11 protein-coding genes and 1 pseudogene are annotated in these 13,009 nt (G+C 70.9%); 11 read left to right on the top strand and 1 reads right to left on the bottom strand.

The features are described 5' to 3' along the window. Nucleotides 1–59 precede the first annotated feature (59 nt). The 8 genes from rpsB (at nucleotide 60) to HMPREF9719_RS00610 (ending at nucleotide 8,265) form a co-directional block, all read left to right on the top strand. Nucleotides 60–899 (top strand): 30S ribosomal protein S2, encoded by an 840-nt coding sequence (gene rpsB, locus HMPREF9719_RS00645; protein WP_004600017.1) that lies wholly within the window; start codon nucleotides 60–62, stop codon nucleotides 897–899. A 130-nt stretch (nucleotides 900–1,029) separates the two neighbouring features. Continuing rightward, nucleotides 1,030–1,854, top strand: coding sequence for a translation elongation factor Ts (gene tsf, locus HMPREF9719_RS00640; RefSeq protein WP_004600016.1), 825 nt, complete (start codon nucleotides 1,030–1,032; stop codon nucleotides 1,852–1,854). A gap of 259 nt (nucleotides 1,855–2,113) precedes the next feature. Next, nucleotides 2,114–2,872: a UMP kinase gene (gene pyrH / locus HMPREF9719_RS00635; protein WP_004601810.1), complete on the top strand. Its 759-nt coding sequence runs from the start codon at nucleotides 2,114–2,116 to the stop codon at nucleotides 2,870–2,872. Nucleotides 2,873–3,011: 139 nt separating this feature from the next. Continuing rightward, on the top strand, nucleotides 3,012–3,569 hold the full coding sequence (gene frr / locus HMPREF9719_RS00630) for a ribosome recycling factor (RefSeq protein ID WP_004601811.1): 558 nt from the start codon (nucleotides 3,012–3,014) through the stop codon (nucleotides 3,567–3,569). Between the two features lie 146 nt (nucleotides 3,570–3,715). Then, the gene (locus HMPREF9719_RS00625; RefSeq protein ID WP_004600013.1) at nucleotides 3,716–4,576 is read left to right on the top strand and encodes a phosphatidate cytidylyltransferase; all 861 of its coding nucleotides are present in this window, start codon (nucleotides 3,716–3,718) and stop codon (nucleotides 4,574–4,576) included. 73 nt (nucleotides 4,577–4,649) lie between these two features. After that, entirely contained in the window at nucleotides 4,650–5,756 is a 1,107-nt protein-coding gene (gene rlmN, locus HMPREF9719_RS00620; RefSeq protein ID WP_004600012.1) for a 23S rRNA (adenine(2503)-C(2))-methyltransferase RlmN, read from the top strand. A 105-nt stretch (nucleotides 5,757–5,861) separates the two neighbouring features. After that, complete coding sequence (locus HMPREF9719_RS00615; protein ID WP_004600011.1) at nucleotides 5,862–6,641, top strand: ABC transporter ATP-binding protein; 780 nt, start codon at nucleotides 5,862–5,864, stop codon at nucleotides 6,639–6,641. Then, nucleotides 6,634–8,265 carry a hypothetical protein gene (locus tag HMPREF9719_RS00610; RefSeq protein ID WP_004600010.1) on the top strand — a complete coding sequence of 544 codons (1,632 nt, stop codon included), beginning with the start codon at nucleotides 6,634–6,636 and terminating at the stop codon, nucleotides 8,263–8,265. The genes HMPREF9719_RS00615 and HMPREF9719_RS00610 overlap by 8 nt, the downstream gene beginning before the upstream one ends. A 400-nt stretch (nucleotides 8,266–8,665) precedes the next feature. On the opposite strand, the gene HMPREF9719_RS00605 is transcribed toward HMPREF9719_RS00610, so the two are convergent. Then, nucleotides 8,666–9,088 carry a DUF2631 domain-containing protein gene (locus HMPREF9719_RS00605; protein WP_004600009.1) on the bottom strand — a complete coding sequence of 141 codons (423 nt, stop codon included), beginning with the start codon at nucleotides 9,086–9,088 and terminating at the stop codon, nucleotides 8,666–8,668. Between the two features lie 179 nt (nucleotides 9,089–9,267). Between HMPREF9719_RS00605 and dxr the strand changes: the two genes are divergently transcribed. From dxr to ispG, 3 genes and pseudogenes are all read left to right on the top strand, one after another. Then, complete coding sequence (dxr, locus tag HMPREF9719_RS00600; RefSeq protein ID WP_004600008.1) at nucleotides 9,268–10,455, top strand: 1-deoxy-D-xylulose-5-phosphate reductoisomerase; 1,188 nt, start codon at nucleotides 9,268–9,270, stop codon at nucleotides 10,453–10,455. A gap of 47 nt (nucleotides 10,456–10,502) precedes the next feature. Then, nucleotides 10,503–11,668: pseudogene (locus HMPREF9719_RS00595) on the top strand (M50 family metallopeptidase). 116 nt (nucleotides 11,669–11,784) lie between these two features. Beyond that, a complete protein-coding gene (ispG, locus tag HMPREF9719_RS00590) occupies nucleotides 11,785–12,957 on the top strand; it encodes a flavodoxin-dependent (E)-4-hydroxy-3-methylbut-2-enyl-diphosphate synthase (RefSeq protein ID WP_174269516.1) in 1,173 nt (390 codons plus the stop codon). Nucleotides 12,958–13,009 lie beyond the last annotated feature (52 nt).

The raw sequence follows: 13,009 nt of genomic DNA, 5'->3' as shown, positions 1-13,009 counted from the left end.
TTAGGCCCCCGCGGCGCGGGCCAGAAACCAAAAGACGAGAACTTCAAGGAGGAACCACCATGGCAGTCGTGACCATGCGTGAGCTTCTCGACGCGGGTGTCCACTTCGGCCACCAGACGCGCCGCTGGAACCCGAAGATGCGCCGCTTCATCTTCACCGACCGCAACGGCATCTACATCATCGACCTGCAGCAGACGCTGACCTACATCGATGAGGCCTACAACTTCGTCAAGGAGACCGTCGCCCACGGCGGCAACATCCTCTTCGTCGGCACGAAGAAGCAGGCGCAGGAGGCCGTCCAGACCGAGGCTGAGCGCGCCGGCATGCCGTACGTCAACCACCGCTGGCTCGGCGGCATGCTCACCAACTTCCAGACCGTCTCCAAGCGCCTGGGCCGCATGAAGGAGCTCCAGGCCATGGAGGAGGCCGAGGACGGCTACCGCGGCCGCACCAAGAAGGAGATCCTCACCCTCACCCGCGAGCGCGTGAAGCTCGAGCGGGTGCTCGGCGGCATCGCGGACATGACCCGCACCCCGTCCGCCCTCTGGGTCGTCGACACCACCAAGGAGCAGATCGCCGTCAGCGAGGCGAACAAGCTCAACATCCCGGTCGTCGCGATCCTCGACACCAACTGCGACCCCGACGAGGTCGCCTACCCGGTTCCGGGCAACGACGACGCGATCCGCTCCGTCAACCTCCTCACCAAGATCATCGCGGAGGCCGCGATCGAGGGTAAGAAGGAGCGCGAGGAGCGCAAGCGCGCCGCCGACCAGGACGCCGCCGGCGACACCGAGGCCAAGCAGGCCGAGGACCAGGAGAAGGCCGCGGAGCAGGACGCCGCGCAGGCCGGCTCCGAGGGCAGCGCCGAGGAGAAGAAGGCCGAGGCCGCCGACAAGTAGGCCGCGCCTTTCGGGCCGCGACCGCCTAGAGTCGGGCGCGGCCCGGTTCTCGGCGGGCCAGCCCCGCCGGGGCCCAAGCCCCTCGTTCCCCTCAAGTTAGGATTCGAACCTCAAGGAGGATCGCCCACCCATGGCGAACTACACCGCAGCGGACGTGAAGAAACTCCGCGAGCTCACCGGCTCCGGGATGACCGCCTGCAAGAACGCGCTGGCCGACTCCGACGGCGACTTCGACAAGGCCGTCGAGGCGCTGCGCATCAAGGGCGCGAAGGACGTCGGCAAGCGCGCCGAGCGTAACGCGCTCGAGGGCCTCATCGCCGCGTCCGGCAACACGCTCATCGAGGTGAACTCGGAGACCGACTTCGTCGCGAAGAACGCCGAGTTCAAGGAGACCGCCCAGAAGATCGCCGACGCCGCAGCCGCGGCGAAGGCGAACTCCGCCGAGGAGCTCGCCGACGTCGACGTCGACGGCACCAAGGCCTCCGAGCTCCTCCAGCAGCTCTCCGCGAAGATCGGCGAGAAGCTCGAGCTGCGCCGCACCGCGACCGTCGAGGGCGAGAACGTCTCGACCTACCTGCACCAGCGCGCCTCCGACCTGCCGCCGGCCGTCGGCGTGCTCGTCGCCTACACCGGCTCCGGCGAGAAGGCCGAGGCCGCCGCCCACGCCGTGGCCATGCAGGTCGCCGCGCTCAAGGCGAAGTATCTCACCGAGGACGACGTGCCCGAGGACGTCGTCGCCAAGGAGCGGGAGATCGCCGAGCAGATCACCCGCCAGGAGGGCAAGCCCGAGAAGGCCATCCCGAAGATCGTCGAGGGCCGCCTCAAGGGCTTCTTCAAGGACGTCGTCCTCCTCGACCAGCCTTCGGTCGAGGACAACAAGAAGACCGTCCAGCAGCTCGTCGACGAGGCGGGCATCACGCTCACCGGCTTCGAGCGCTTCGAGGTCGGCCAGTAAGGTCAACAATCAAGGAACAAACCTTGATTGAGGCGGCCCGCCGGGATCCCCGGGCGGGCCGCCTTCGTCTATCTCGCCCCGCGCGCCGCCGGCGGGCGGGCACGCGGGCGGGAAATGGCGCAGCCCGGGGCGGCCGGCTAGGATGGGTCGGCGGTAACGCCCGCCCCGCGGCCCGCACCTGGGGCCCGGGGCGGGCGCGTGAGGAAGACCTAACCAGGCAGTCCTGCCGCCGCCGAACCAAGGAGCGTGAGTGCCAGCCATGTCCACCCCCTCGGAGCCCGCCGATAGCGAGAGCGACCCGCAGAAGCGCAGCGCCGGCTACCACCGGGTGATGCTCAAGCTCGGCGGCGAGATGTTCGGCGGCGGCAGCGTGGGCATCGACCCCGACGTCGTGCAGAACGTCGCCCGCCAGATCGCCGAGATCGCCCGCGAGGGCACCGAGGTCGCCGTCGTCATCGGCGGCGGCAACTTCTTCCGCGGCGCGCAGCTGCAGCAGCGGGGGTTGGATCGCTCCCGCTCGGACTACATGGGCATGCTCGGCACGGTGATGAACTGCCTCGCGCTGCAGGACTTCCTCCTCCAGGAGGGCGTCGAGTGCCGCGTGCAGACCTCCATCAACATGGCGCAGGTCGCCGAGCCCTACCTGCCGCTGCGCGCGCGCCGCCACCTGGAGAAGGGCCGCGTCGTCATCTTCGGCGCGGGCATGGGCATGCCGTACTTCTCCACGGACACCACGGCCGCGCAGCGCGCCCTGGAGATCGGCTGCGAGGTGCTGCTCATGGCCAAGGCCGTCGACGGGGTGTTCTCCGCCGACCCGAAGTCCCACCCCGAGGCCGAGCAGTTCAAGCGCATCACCCCTAGGGAGGTCATCGAGAAGGGCCTCAAGGTCGCCGACGCGACGGCCTTCTCCCTGTGCATGGACAACGACATGCCCATCATCGTGTTCAACCTGCTCGAAGACGGTAACATTGCCCGGGCCGTCAAGGGCGAGAACATCGGCACGCTGGTCGAGTCCTAAAACCCAGTCCCCGCCGGCCGCGCGTGCCGGCGGGGCGACAAACTCAGGCAAGCGAGCATCACCCCGGCCGCGCTTCGAGCCGGGGCGGGCGCCCGGGCGCCCGCCGAGGAGCGAGGAAAGGACCTAAGAGGTAGCAGCAATGATGGACGAGATTCTGCTCGACTGCGAGGAGCGCATGTCGAACACCGTGGAGCACACCCGCGAGGACCTCACGACGATCCGCACGGGGCGCGCGAACCCGGCGATGTTCAACGGCGTGACCGCCGAGTACTACGGCGCCGAGACCCCCATTACGCAGATGGCGTCGATCTCCGTGCCCGAGCCGCGCATGCTGCTCATCAAGCCCTACGAGCCCTCGATCATGGACGCGATCGAGACCGCGATCCGCAACTCGGACCTCGGGGTGAACCCCACCAACGACGGCCACGTCCTGCGCGTCACCGTCCCGCAGCTCACCGAGGAGCGCCGCAAGGAGATGGTCAAGCTCGCCCGATCCAAGGGCGAGGACGGCAAGATCGCGGTGCGCAACATCCGCCGCAAGGGCATGGAGCAGCTCAAGAAGCTCCAGAAGGACGGCGACGCCGGCGAGGACGAGGTCAAGGCCTCCGAGGGCGAGCTCGAGAAGACCACCGCCACCTACGTCGAGAATATCGACAAGCTCGTCTCCGCCAAGGAGAACGAGCTCATGGAGGTTTAGCTCCCGACAAACAAAGGGGAGAGACGACGGCCCGCGCGGCCGCCCGGGTACCGCGGCCGCTAGTGCCGCCGCGGGTAACCGGGCCCCGGGCCGGGAGCCGGCGGGCGGGTAGCCCGCGGCGCAACTGAGGAAGGCGAGTATCTAGCGTGGCACGATCCGGCACCGGCGAGAAGCTCCGCTCGGGCGGGCGCACCGGCCGCAACCTCCCCGCGGCGATCGCCTCCGGGCTCGTGCTCGCCGCGCTCGTTATTGCCTCGCTGCTCATCGGACCCATCGGCTGGTACCTGCTCGTCGCCGCGGCCGTCGTCATCGGCACCGCCGAGGTCGCCCGCCGCATGGACGAGGCCGGCCGCGGCGTGCCGCTCATCCTTCTCCTCGTGCTCGGCCAGGCCACGATCTGGGCCTCCTGGTTCTTCGGGCCTGAGGGCCTCGCCGCGCTCGGCGCGCTGAGCGGCCTGGCGATCTTCCTCTTCAGCCTCTTTCGGGCCGAGGGCGACTTCCTCGCCCACGCCTCTAACGCGCTGTTCGTCTACTTCTGGATCCCCGTGCTCGCGAGCCTCTCCGCGATGGTCGCGACGCTCGGCTACGAGGGTCTCAACGGCAGCCTGATTGTCGTGGCCTTCCTGCTGTGCGTCATCGCCTCCGACGTCGGGGGGTTTGCCGCCGGCGTCGCGTTCGGCCGCCACCCCATGGTGCCGGCGATCAGCCCGAAGAAGTCCTGGGAGGGCTTCGCCGGCTCCGTGATCGCCAGCGCCGTGGTCGGCGCGCTCGCCATGGCGCTGCTCGTCGACTCGCATTGGGGCTTCGGGCTCGTCTTCGGCCCGGTGCTCGCCGTGTGCGCGACCCTCGGCGACCTCGTGGAGAGCCAGTTCAAGCGCACCCTGGGCATTAAGGACATGTCGAGGCTCATCCCCGGCCACGGCGGGCTCATGGACCGCGTCGACGGGATCCTGCCCGCGGGCGCGGCGACCTGGTTGTTCCTCTGGGCGCTGCCCGTGATCGCCTAGACACCCGGGCGGGATCGTTTCCCGCGCCGCTCGATTCGACGTCGCGGCCGCTTCTTGTAAGGATGGTGTCCCTATGAGTACCCCAGTCAAGCTTCAGTTCGCCGCCCCGAAGCGCGGCATGCCGCCGCGCCACTTCGCGGACCTCACGCCCAGTGAGCGCGAGGAGCGCGTCGCCGAGCTGGGCCTGCCGAAGTTCCGCGCCCGGCAGATCGCCAAGCACTACTTCGAGCACTACGTCAACGACCCCGACGAGATGACCGACCTGCCCGCCTCCGCGCGGGCGAGGCTCAAGGAGGAGCTCTTCCCGACGCTCATGGGGGAGATCAACTTCTCCGCGACCGACGACGGGGAGACCCGCAAGACCCTGTGGCGCCTCCACGACGGCACGCTGCTGGAGTCGGTGCTCATGCGCTACCCGGGCCGGGCGACGCTGTGCATCTCCTCGCAGGCCGGCTGCGGCATGAACTGCCCGTTCTGCGCGACCGGCCAGGGCGGGCTCGACCGCAACCTCTCCACCGCGGAGATCCTCGAGCAGGTGCGCATCGCCGCGAAGACGATGGCCGCCGAGGGCGGGCGGTTAAGCAACGTCGTGTTCATGGGCATGGGCGAGCCGCTCGCGAACTACAAGCGGGTCGTCTCCGCGGTCAAGCAGATCACCGCCCCGCAGCCCGAGGGCTTCGGGATCTCCATGCGCAACGTCACCGTCTCCACGGTGGGGCTCGCCCCGGCGATCAGGAAGCTCGCCGACGAGGACCTCTCGGTGACGCTGGCGATCTCCCTGCACACCCCGGACGACGAGCTGCGTGACACGCTCGTGCCGGTGAATAACCGCTGGGACGTCGACGAGGTCTTGGAGGCCGGCCGCTACTACGCGGAGCGCTCCAAGCGGCGCGTGTCCATCGAGTACGCGCTCGTGCGCGACAAGAACGACCAAAACTGGCGCGCCGACCTGCTGGGCAAGAAGCTGCACAAGAAGCTCGGCTCGAAGGCGCACGTCAACCTCATCCCGCTCAACCCCACGCCGGGCTCGGAGTGGGACGCCTCCCCGAAGGACCGGCAGGACGAGTTCCAGCGCCGCATCCAGGCCCAGGGGGTCACCTGCACCATCCGCGACACCAAGGGCTCCGAGATCGCCGCGGCCTGCGGGCAGCTCAAGGCCGAGGAGGTCGAGCAGGTCTAGCCGCCCGGCGGCTGCCGCGGCGGCAGGGGGGGATCGGGTAGCCTCGGGGTGTGGCGCGATACGCGCCACACTGCCCGATATCTAAAACCCGAGGAGCTACCCCGGATGAGCCCCGCCCACGGCGGCCCCGCGCTTCGCGCGCGGGGCCTGCGCAAGACCTTCGGCGACAACGTCGCCGTCGACAGCATCGACCTAGAGATCCCCCGCGGGGTGATCTACGGCGTCGTCGGACCCAACGGCGCCGGCAAAACCACGACGATCGAGATGGCCGTGGGTCTGTTGCGCCCCGACGACGGGGAGGTGTCCGTCGCCGGCGTCGACTCGTGGCAAGACCCCTTAGAGATGAAGACCAGGCTCGGGCTGCTCGCCGACGGGCTGCCCGTCTTCGACCGGCTCACCGGCGCGGAATACCTGGGCTTCCTCGGCGCGCTGCGCGGCATGGACAAGGACACCATCGACCGGCGCGCCCAGGAGCTGCTCGGCGTGCTCGGCCTGAGCGAGGCCGCCGGGCGGCGCATCGTCGACTACTCCGCCGGCATGACCAAGAAGATCCTCTTAGCCGGCAGCCTCATCCACAACCCCGAGGTCCTCATCCTCGACGAGCCGCTCGAGGCGGTGGACCCGGTCTCCGGGCGGCAGATCCAGCAGATCCTGCGCGAGTACGCCGCCGCCGGCGGCACCGTGGTCATCTCCTCCCACGTCATGGAGATCGTCGAGGGGCTGTGCAGCCACGTCGCGATCATCGTCGACGGCCGCGTACACGCCGCCGGCACCGTCGAGGAGGTCGCCGCCGGCCGTAGCCTAGCGGACGTCTTCGTCGAGGCCGTTGGCGGGGAGATTGCCTCCGGCTCGCTGAGCTGGCTGGGCAGGGGCGACGATGAGTAGCCCCGCGGGCGCCACGCTCTCCGCCGCGCCCGGCGAGGCGCGGGTCACCGGCACGCTACTCAAGCTCCACGCGCTGTTGTGGTGGCGGGAGCTCAAGGGCAACGCCGCGAAGATCTTCACCCTCATCGTGCTGGGCATCTACCTCGTCTTAGGCCTCGTCGGCGCGGTGCTGCCGATGATCGCCGCGGCGAGCGGCGTCCTCGACCCCGAGCTCATCCCTCTTTTCACCGGCGGCGGGACGCTCGCCTACGTGCTGGGCATGTGGTACTTCGGCGACACCGACCGCCACCTCAACCCCGGCATCCTCGGCACGCTGCCGCTCACCTCCCGCCAGGTCGCCCCCGCGCTCGCGGCCTCGGCGGGATTAAGGATCTTCGGGCTGGCGTGCGTTATCTGCTCCGTCGTCACGGGGCTCGCCCTTACTATCACGCCGCTCGCCACCGGCTCGGCCGGGGCAGGGATCCTGGCGCTGGCGATGGCGCCGCTTGGGCTGGCGATTAGCCTCGTCCTCGGCGAGGTGCTCACCGGGCTCGTGTCGATCGCCTCGCGCACCTTGGTGGTGAAGACGCTGGGCCTTCTCGCGGTCCTCACCGTCGCGGGGCTCGGCCTGGTGGGCGTGCAGACCGGGGCGATAGCGGGCCTCGGGCAGCTCGGCGCGATCGTCGCGTGGACCCCACTCGGCGCGCCCGGCGGGGCGGTCGCCGCCGCCCTCGGCGGGGACTGGGGGATCGCAGGTGGGCGCGCGCTCGTCGCGATCGTCACCGTGGTGCTCGCCGCCGTCGCGCTGCGCGCGACCGTCGCCGCGGAGCTCAGTCCCAGGAAGCGGCCGGGGGTGCGCGCCTCGGCCGCGCACGGCCAAACGGTCGCCTCGAAGTTGCTGTTGCCGGGGCTGCCGTCCGCGCCGTTCGCGGCGGTGTTCTCCCGGGCGGTGCGCTACGCGCCGCGCGACAACCGCACCGCGGAGCTCCTCGCAGCGCCGGTGATCGGCCTGGGACTGCTCGCGTTCTTTGCCTACCAATCCGACGGGCCGATCGACGTGGGCCAGGTGATCATGGTGCTCTTCCTCGCCGTGTTCATCGCGGGGCTCGGGTTCGTCGACGACTTTGGCATGGACGGGCCCGGCGGCTGGTCGCTGCTCGTCAGCGGGGTGCGCGGCCGCACGGCCCTGCTCGGCCGCCACCTGTTCGGTGTCATCACGGTGCTGGCCAGCGGCGGGATCGTCCTCGCCGGCATCGCGGTCGTCTCGCCCGCGACGCTCAACACCACGGTCCTTTTGGCCATCTTCGGCGTGGCCATCTCGCTATTGGGGACCTCCCTGCTGCTCACCGCGCTTGTGCCGTACCCGACGACCGCGCCCGGGGCGAAGATGCTCACCGGCGGCGGGAACTCTATGCCCGCCGGGGCGTGGATCGCGACGTTCGTCTTCATGCTCGTGGGCTGGCTGCCGATCCTTCCCGGCCTCCTTGTCGCCGTGCTCGGCTCCGGTGGGCTACACGACACGGGGCTCGTGCTCCTCGTCGCGCTGCCGCTGGTCTTCTACGTGATTGCCGCGACGATCGCGAGCTGGCGCGTGGAGCGCGCCTGGCCGGAGATCTTCGGCAAGGTGCGCAGCTGGGTCGGCTGACCGCTCTCGGCGACACGCGTGCCGCGCCCGTCGCCGTCGCCGCTACCCGCGGGGCGGCGGCGGGCGTCCGCCGTATCCGGGCGAGCTACGTCCCGTTCGCCTCGCCCACGTCGCGTCGAACGGCGAGGGCCGGGAGCGGACTGGGGACGCCCCGAGCGGGGTGCTACGAACGGACGGTGGCCGGCCTCCCGGGGGAAGCTGTCGCCGCCGCGCGGCGCCTCGGCGGCGCGTTGCCGGGCGGGCCGACGCGTCGGCGCCCGGCAGGGGAGCGGCGACTGAGTCCCGCACCTTCCTTTGTCGCGCCTGCCCGAGCCGTAGACCGGGCACGAGAAAAGCCCCCGCGCCGCTCGTGCGGCGAGGGGGCTTCCTAGCGGATCCGGCCCGGCGGCCCTTTAACGGCCTAGTTCTGCGGGAGGCTGCGCAGGTGCTGAACGCGGTCGGGCTCGATGTTGAGGGCGCGCAGCTGGTCGTCGGTGAGCTCCGCGTACGGCCCGGAGAGCGTCGCCTGCAGGTAGGTCCACTCCGGCTCCTGGTGGCCCTCCGGCTTGTTGCGCGCGGTGAGCGTGCGGCGGGCCTTCAGCTTCGGGCGGAAGGCGTGGATGATGAGGCCCACCGCGATGAGGATCGCGAAGGTGAACAGGTAGATCGTCTCCACGTGGCCGCGGTGGTTACCGAAGTTGTAGGCCAGGAGCACGAAGACCGACACCCAGCCGGCGATCTGCACGCCGCGGAAGCTGATCCCGTGCCAGCCCCACGCGGCCGAGGGCTCGTCGGCGGTGGACACGCCGTTGTGGATCTCGGGGGCGGGCTCGTGCGCGGACATGGGTTACCTCAACTCTCCTGGGTCGATGGCGGGCCGGGCCGCCCCGCCGTGCGGGCGGGGCGCGGGGGTCCTTGACAGTGATCATTCTGCCACAGCGTGGGCGGGAAGCACCCACCAGGCCCCCGCGGGGCGGCGGCCGGTTTCCGCGCCCGCCCGGCGGTCGGTCACAATAGGGAGCCGTGACTGCGCGCGTTATTGTCCTCGGCTCCACCGGATCGATCGGCACCCAGGCCCTCGAGGTGATCGCGGAGCACCGCGACCGCTTCGACGTCGCCGGGCTCGCCGCGGGCGGCGGCCGGGTCGACGAGCTCGCCGCGCAGGCCCGCGGCCTCGGCCTTCCGGGCGAGGCGCTCGCCGCCGCCGACGAGCGGGCCGCGAGCCAGCTCGCCGGGGAGTTCGGCGAGGGCGTTGCCGCCGGGCCGGACGCCGCCGCGGAGCTCGTCTCCCGGCTCGCGGGGCCGGGCGACATCGTGCTCAACGCGATGGTCGGCTCCCGGGGTCTGAAGGCCACGCTGCAGGCTCTCTCCTCGGGCGCGCGGCTGGCGCTGGCGAACAAGGAGTCGCTCGTCGCCGGCGGGCGCCTCGTTCTCGACGCGGCCGCCCCGGGCCAGCTCGTGCCCGTCGACTCCGAGCACTCCGCCATGGCGCAGGCGCTGCGCTCGGGCCGCGCAGACGAGGTCGACCGGCTCGTGCTCACCGCCTCCGGCGGGCCGTTCCGGGGCAGGACCCGAGACGAGCTGTGGTCGGTGACGCCCGAGCAGGCGGCCGCGCACCCGACGTGGCGGATGGGGGAGATGAACACCCTCAACTCCGCCACCCTCGTAAACAAGGGCCTCGAGCTCATCGAGACGTCCTACCTCTTCGGCGTCGACCCCGCCCGCATCGAGGTGACCGTCCACCCGCAGTCCGTCGTGCACTCGGCGGTGACCTACCGGGACGGCTCGACGATCGCGCAGGCCTCGCCCGCGACGATGCGGCTGCCCATCGCGGTGGCGCTCGGCTGGCCGGAGCGCCTGCCCGGGGCGTGCGCGCCGCTCGACTTCACACGCGCGACCGAGTGGAGCTTCGGCCCGGTCGACGACGAGACGTTCCCCGCCGTGGAGCTCGCCCGCCAGGCCGTGGCCTCGGGCACGAGCCTGCCGGCGGTGTACAACGCCGCCAACGAGGAGGCCGCCGCCGCGTTCCTCGCGGGTAGGATCGCGTTCCCCGCGATCGTTGACACCGTCGCCGCGGCGCTCGACGAGCTCTCCGGCTCGGTGGGCAAGGCCGGCAGCGTCGAGGAGGTCCTCGCCATCGAGGGCGAGGCCCGCTCGCTGGCGCGGCGGCTGCTGCGCGACGCGCCCGCTCCTTCCGGGGGCCGGGGCTAGAGGGCCCGCGGAGAGATAGGTCCCATAGGGCAGGGGAATCGGGTTTCGTGGCCAGCTTTCTCATCGGCGTCGTTCTCTTCGCGCTTGGCATCGCGCTGACCATCGCGCTGCACGAGGCGGGGCACCTCATCGCCGCGCGCTCGTGCGGGATGCGGGTGCGCCAGTACTTCGTAGGCTTCGGGCCGAGAATCTTCTCCTTTCGCCGCGGGCACACCGAGTACGGGCTGCGCGCCATCCCCTTCGGCGGCTTCTGCGAGATCGCCGGCATGACGCCCAACGACCCGCTCACCCCGGACGAGGAACCCCGCGCGATGTGCCGGCAGGGCGCCTTAAAGAGGATCGCGGTGATGCTCGCGGGCATCGCGGTGAACCTCGTGCTCGGCACGGTGATCATCTACCTCGTCGCGGTTCTCGGCCAGGTGCCTAACCCGGACGCGGACCGCTCCGCGCGGGTCGGCGAGACGGTCTGCACTACCGAGGGGGAGGACTGCACGGGCCCCGCCGAGGCCGCCGGCGTCGAGCCGGGCGACCGGATCGTCGCGCTCGACAGTAGGAGGGTGGCGACCTTCCCGGAGCTGCAGTCGCGGCTCGCGCGCCACGAGCCGGGCGCGGAGGTCGCCCTCCGCGTCGAGCGCGGTGGGCAGACGCTGGAACTTCCCGTCACCCTCGCCGAGAGCTCCGGCGGGTCGGCGGCGCTCGGGGTGGTCTCCGCGCCGATCGCCGAGCCGGTGGCGAGCTACGGTCCGATCGAGGCGGTGCCCGCGACGGTCAAGCTCGTGGGGCAGACGATGGTCGCCACCGTCGACGCGGTGGCCCGCCTGCCCGAGACGATCCCCGGGGTGGCCGCCGCCATCGTCGGCGCGGAGCGCGCCCCGGACAGCCCGATGAGCGTGGTGGGTGCTTCGCGGGTGGGCGGCGAGCTCGTCGAGTACCGCGCGTGGGACGCGTTTTCCTCATGCTCGCGAACCTCAACTTCTTCCTCGCGCTGTTTAACCTCATCCCGCTGCCGCCCTTCGACGGCGGGCACGTCGCGGTCGTCATCGCGGAGCGGATCCGCGACCGGGTGCGCCGCGCCCGCGGCCTTAAGCCGAAGGGCCCGATCGACTACCGGGTGCTCATGCCGGTCACCGCCGCGGCCGCGTTCGTACTGCTCGGGGTGGGCGTGCTCGTCATCGTCGCGGACCTCGTCAACCCGGTGCGCCTCCTGCCCTAGGGCTGGAAGGACAGGCTGCCCAGAGGCGGTTTTGGGGGCCGGTGGAGTTGCCCCGGCGGTGTAGGATGTACTGGCGAAGACCGAGCCGACTCCTAAAGGAGAATGCCACTGTGTCGATGCCCGTCGGACTAGGAATGCCGCAGGGCCCGCCGCCTACCCTCGCCCCCCGGCGCAAGACGCGTCAGCTCATGGTCGGCGACGTGGGCGTGGGCTCGGACTACCCGATCCCGGTGCAGTCGATGACGACGACGAAGACGCACGACATCAACGCCACGCTCCAGCAGATCGCTCAGCTCACCGCGTCGGGCTGCGATATCGTGCGCGTCGCCTGCCCGAAGCCGGTCGACGCCGAGGCGCTGCCGATCATCGCGAAGAAGTCGCCGATCCCCGTGATCGCGGACATCCACTTCCAGCCGAAGTACATCTTCGCCGCGATCGACGCGGGCTGCGCGGCGGTGCGCGTCAACCCGGGCAACATCCGCGAGTTCGACGGCCGCGTCAAGGAGGTCGCGCAGGCCGCGGGTGCTGCGAACGTGCCCATCCGCATCGGCATCAACGCCGGCTCGCTGGACAAGCGCATGCTCGAGAAGTACGGCAAGGCCACCCCGGAGGCGCTCGTCGAGTCCGCGGTGTGGGAGGCCGGCCTCTTCGAGGAGCACGGCTTCGGCGACATCGCGATCTCGGTGAAGCACAACGACCCGGTCGTCATGGTCGAGGCCTACCGGCAGCTCGCCGCGAAGACCGACTACCCGCTCCACCTCGGCGTCACCGAGGCCGGCCCCGCCTTCCAGGGCACGATCAAGTCGGCGGTCGCGTTCGGCGCGCTGCTCGCCGAGGGCATCGGCGACACGATCCGCGTGTCGCTGTCTGCGGACCCGGTCGAAGAGATCAAGGTCGGCGACCAGATCCTCCAGTCGCTCAACCTGCGCCCCCGCGGCCTGGAGATCGTCTCCTGCCCGTCGTGCGGCCGCGCGCAGGTCGACGTCTACAGCCTCGCCGAGGAGGTCACCGCCGGCCTCGAGGGCCTGGACGTGCCGCTGCGCGTCGCGGTCATGGGCTGCGTCGTCAACGGCCCCGGCGAGGCCCGCGACGCGGACCTCGGCGTGGCCTCGGGCAACGGCAAGGGCCAGATCTTCGTCAAGGGCGAGGTCGTCAAGACCGTGCCGGAGGCGAAGATCGTCGAGACCCTCTTGGACGAGGCGAACCGCATCGTCGAGGACATGGACCCCGCGGAGCTCGAGGCGGCCCGCCAGGGCGGCTCGGGCGCGGACGTCCAGATCACCGGCTAGCTCTACCGGGCGCGGCGGCCGCGGGGCGGCGGGTCTTCATCGGCCCGGCGCC

This window comes from Corynebacterium otitidis ATCC 51513 (assembly GCF_000296405.1).
Classification (GTDB): Bacteria; Actinomycetota; Actinomycetes; order Mycobacteriales; family Mycobacteriaceae; genus Corynebacterium; species Corynebacterium otitidis.
Note: the sequence above shows the minus strand (reverse complement) of the source record. Positions and strands in the feature narration are given on the sequence as shown.

Bases quoted from the DNA above. Each gene is read 5' to 3' on its own strand.
- rpsB (WP_004600017.1), top strand. From the start codon at position 60: ATGGCAGTCGTGACCATGCGTGAGCTTCTCGACGCGGGTGTCCACTTC.
- tsf (WP_004600016.1), top strand. From the start codon at position 1,030: ATGGCGAACTACACCGCAGCGGACGTGAAGAAACTCCGCGAGCTCACC.
- pyrH (WP_004601810.1), top strand. From the start codon at position 2,114: ATGTCCACCCCCTCGGAGCCCGCCGATAGCGAGAGCGACCCGCAGAAG.
- frr (WP_004601811.1), top strand. From the start codon at position 3,012: ATGATGGACGAGATTCTGCTCGACTGCGAGGAGCGCATGTCGAACACC.
- rlmN (WP_004600012.1), top strand. From the start codon at position 4,650: ATGAGTACCCCAGTCAAGCTTCAGTTCGCCGCCCCGAAGCGCGGCATG.
- HMPREF9719_RS00615 (WP_004600011.1), top strand. From the start codon at position 5,862: ATGAGCCCCGCCCACGGCGGCCCCGCGCTTCGCGCGCGGGGCCTGCGC.
- HMPREF9719_RS00610 (WP_004600010.1), top strand. From the start codon at position 6,634: ATGAGTAGCCCCGCGGGCGCCACGCTCTCCGCCGCGCCCGGCGAGGCG.
- HMPREF9719_RS00605 (WP_004600009.1), bottom strand. From the start codon at position 9,088: ATGTCCGCGCACGAGCCCGCCCCCGAGATCCACAACGGCGTGTCCACC.
- ispG (WP_174269516.1), top strand. From the start codon at position 11,785: ATGCCCGTCGGACTAGGAATGCCGCAGGGCCCGCCGCCTACCCTCGCC.